The 3,381-nt window shown below is 73.5% G+C and carries 3 protein-coding genes; all 3 read right to left on the bottom strand.

Annotated features, from left to right (window positions below; genetic code table 11):
- Positions 1–587: 587 nt before the first annotated feature.
- Positions 588–1,295: a DUF1707 domain-containing protein gene (locus tag HYE82_RS35200; RefSeq protein ID WP_179178295.1), complete on the bottom strand. Its 708-nt coding sequence runs from the start codon at positions 1,293–1,295 to the stop codon at positions 588–590.
- 181 nt (positions 1,296–1,476) lie between these two features.
- Positions 1,477–2,460 carry an ATP-binding cassette domain-containing protein gene (locus HYE82_RS35195; RefSeq protein WP_179178296.1) on the bottom strand — a complete coding sequence of 328 codons (984 nt, stop codon included), beginning with the start codon at positions 2,458–2,460 and terminating at the stop codon, positions 1,477–1,479.
- A gap of 66 nt (positions 2,461–2,526) precedes the next feature.
- Complete coding sequence (locus HYE82_RS35190) at positions 2,527–3,381, bottom strand: ABC transporter permease (RefSeq protein WP_179178294.1); 855 nt, start codon at positions 3,379–3,381, stop codon at positions 2,527–2,529.

The raw sequence follows: 3,381 nt of genomic DNA, 5'->3' as shown, positions 1-3,381 counted from the left end.
GGCCGCCTCCGCGGCCGCCCCGGTCGCCTCCACTGCCGCCGGCCATGGCCAGGGCCGTGCCGATGCGCGTCCCTGCGCCGGTTCTGCGGGCCGTTGCGGACCGCGGTCCGGCCGCTGGGCGGGCGACGCCGGAGGGGCCGCCGGACGCGGGGGTGTCCGCGCCGGGGCCGGAGCCGGAGCCGGAGCCGGAGCCAGATCCTGTTCCCGGAGCGGAATCGGCCCCCGAGCCCGGCCGGCCTGCCCCCACGGCGGCGTCTGGACCGGCCGCCGGGGCCGGGCGGGCCGGGTCGGAGCCGCCGGCCGGGGTCGGGTCGGCAGGGGTGTCGCCTTCGGGTGCGGTGCGGTCGTTCACGTTCTTCTGCCTTCCCCCGGGCGCCGGTTTTGTCTGCATAGCATCCGACTCCCCGCGAGCCCGAGGAGTTCCCGGCGCGCCCGGCGCGCCACCCTTGAGGCCCTGGAGCCCTGGAGCCCTGGAGCCCTGCAGCCCTGCAGCCCTGCAGCCCTGGAACCCTCAGGCCCGAAGGCCCGAAGGCCCGAAGGCCTGAAGGCCCGAAGCCCTCCGGCCCTCAGACCGTCCGGCCCGGGCCTCAGAGTTCCTTGCGCAGGCTCGGGCCGCCCAGGCCCTCCGGGCCCTTGGGCTGCTTGGTCGTCTTCGGCGGCTTGACCTTGACCTCGACCCCGCCCCAGAAGGCGAGGCCCGTCACCACGACCCGCGGTGCGCCCGGCGCCGGCGGGCCCGCAGTGCCTTTCTGGTCGAAGCCGCCCATGATCCCCACGCCCCGTACGTCGAGCTCCACGCCCGGCGGGACGACGATCTCGACGCCGCCCATGATCGCGACGCAGTTGATCACCACCTCGCGCTGCGAGAAGTACGCCTCACGCAGGTCGAGCTGGCCGCCGCCCCAGAACGCCACCGCGTCGAAGCGCGGGGGCACGGTCCAGCCGCCCTTGCGCTCGAACCCCGACATCACGGCCACGCCCGTGCCGGACGCCCTCTCGGGTGTCCCGACGCCGACCCTCGCCGACCACATAGGGTCGTCGCCCGCCCCCGCCACCGGGAACGGCACGCCGGCGGGTGCGCCCCCCGGCGCCGGCAGGTCCTTGGTCAGCGGCTCCAGCTCGGCGTAGGTGCGCGATGTGTACGCCGCCTCCAGCCGCTCCTCGAATTCCTCCATGTCGAGCCGGCCCTCGGCGACGGCGTCGCGCAGCCGCTCCACCACCCGCTCCCGGTCGGCATCCGACGCCCTCAGTTCCGGCAACGGCTGCAACGGCTTCTGCGGCCCCTCGTCAGTCATGGGGTCCAGCCTATGCAGTCCGAGCGGGGAGTTGTACGGCCCGGACCCCGGTCTTGTCCCCTGATCCGCCCCTGATTCGCCCCTGGCACGCACCCCCTACGAAGCCCCGACAGCGGCGACCGACAGCGCCGGCCCGCCGACGCGCCCCGGCAGCCGCGCGCCTGCCCCTCAGCCGCGCCCCTCAGCCCCGCCCCGCGTACATCCGCGCGATCACGTCCTCGATGTCCGGCTCCCGTACCGACAGGTCCGACAGCGGGTACTTCGCCGCCACCTCCGCCACCAGCGGCGCAGCCGAGGCCCCCGCCGGGAACGCCAGCCACTGCCGCGGCCCCTCCACCTTCACCACCCTCGCCCCCGGCACGCTGATCGCCGGCAGCTCCCGTTCCAGGTCCAGTACGAGCATCCGCTCGCTCTCCCCCACCGACCCCGCCGCGTGCAGCCCGGCCAGCGCCCCGTCGTACATCAGGCGCCCGTGGTCGATGACCATCACCCGCTCGCACAGCTGCTCGATGTCCTGGAGGTCGTGGGTGGTCAGCAGCACCGTCGTACCGAGCTCCGCGTTCAGCTGCCGCAGAAAGCCCCGCACCTTCACCTTGCTCACCACATCGAGCCCGATCGTCGGCTCGTCCAGGTACAGCACGTCCGGATCGTGCAGCAGCGCCGCCGCGATGTCCCCCCGCATCCGCTGCCCCAGCGACAGCTGCCGCACGGGCACGTCCAGCAGCGCGCCCAGGTCCAGCCGGTCCACGCAGCGCTCCAGGTTGTCCTCGAAGCGGGCCCGCGGAATCCGGTACAGCCGCCGCATCAACCCGTACGAGTCCTTCAGCGGCAGGTCCCACCACAGCGTCGTGCGCTGCCCGAACACCACCCCGATCCGGTGCGCCAGCCGCATCCGCTCCCGCGCCGGGTCGATGCCCGCGACCCGCAGCCGCCCCCCGCTCGGGGTCAGGATGCCCGTCAGCATCTTGATCGTGGTCGACTTCCCGGCACCGTTGGGCCCGATGTAGCCGACCACCTCTCCGCGCGCCACCCGAAAGCTGATCCCGTCCACGGCCCTGACCCGGTGTTTCTCCCTGCGCACCAAGCCGGCCCGGCGCCGGACGTCGAAGACCTTCTCGACCCCCTCCAGCTCGATCAATACGTCCGCGCCCGCGTCCACATCCATGCCCTCACTGCCCTCACTGCTCTCGCTGCCGTCGCTGCTCTCGCTGCCGTCACGCCCCACAGCGCCTCAGCTCCCTGTGCTCCGATACGCGCGAAGGCCCGCACGCCAGGCCAGCGACGCGGGCACGGACACCGCGAACGCCACCACCGGGCTCATGAACGCCAGCCACCCCGGCAGCCCCAGCGGGTCCGGCCGCCCCAGCACGTACAGCGCGGGCAGCCAGTTGACGAAGGCGAGCGGCACGAGGAAGGTGACCCCGCGCAGCAGGTCCTTCGCGAAGATGGTCGGCGGGTACTGGAGCATCGTGGTACCGCCGTACGTGAAGGAGTTCTGCACCTCCGCCGCGTCCCCGGCGACGAACTGGAACGCCGCCCCGGCCACCATCACCGCCCCGAAGATCACCGCCCCGGCCACGACCATCACGGGCAGCAGCAGGACCTTGGCGAGCGTCCACTCCACGTCCAGGACCGCCACCGCCCAGCCCATCACCCCCAGCCCCTGTACGACCCGCCCCAGGCGGCGCAGCGCGAACCGGTCCGCCGCGGCCTGGGCGAGCACCGGCACCGGCCGCACCAGCATCGTGTCGAGCGAGCCGTCGCGGATCCGCAGCCCGATCCGTTCGAGGGTGCCGAGCAGCAGGTCGGCGAGGCCGAGCGAGGCCGACGAGGCCCCATACAGCAGCGCGATCTCGGGCAGGGTGAACCCGCCCAGCGCGTCGACGTGCGAGAACATCAGGAAGATCGCGACGAAGTCGAGCAGCGTGATCGCCGCGTTCCCCACCGTCGACAGCACGAACGACGCCCGGTACGCCATCGTCGACCGGACCCACATCGCCACGATCAGCCGATAGCCGCGCAGCCCCTCCAGCGCACGCCCGCCCCAGGTCACCGGAAACCCCGCAGCTCCCCCGAACCCCTGCAC

It is taken from the genome of Streptomyces sp. BR123 (assembly GCF_013401435.1).
Classification (GTDB): domain Bacteria; phylum Actinomycetota; class Actinomycetes; order Streptomycetales; family Streptomycetaceae; genus Streptomyces.
Note: the sequence above shows the minus strand (reverse complement) of the source record. Positions and strands in the feature narration are given on the sequence as shown.

Coding starts and splice junctions, on each gene's coding strand:
- HYE82_RS35200 (WP_179178295.1), bottom strand. CDS start 1,295: ATGACTGACGAGGGGCCGCAGAAGCCGTTGCAGCCGTTGCCGGAACTG.
- HYE82_RS35195 (WP_179178296.1), bottom strand. CDS start 2,460: ATGGATGTGGACGCGGGCGCGGACGTATTGATCGAGCTGGAGGGGGTC.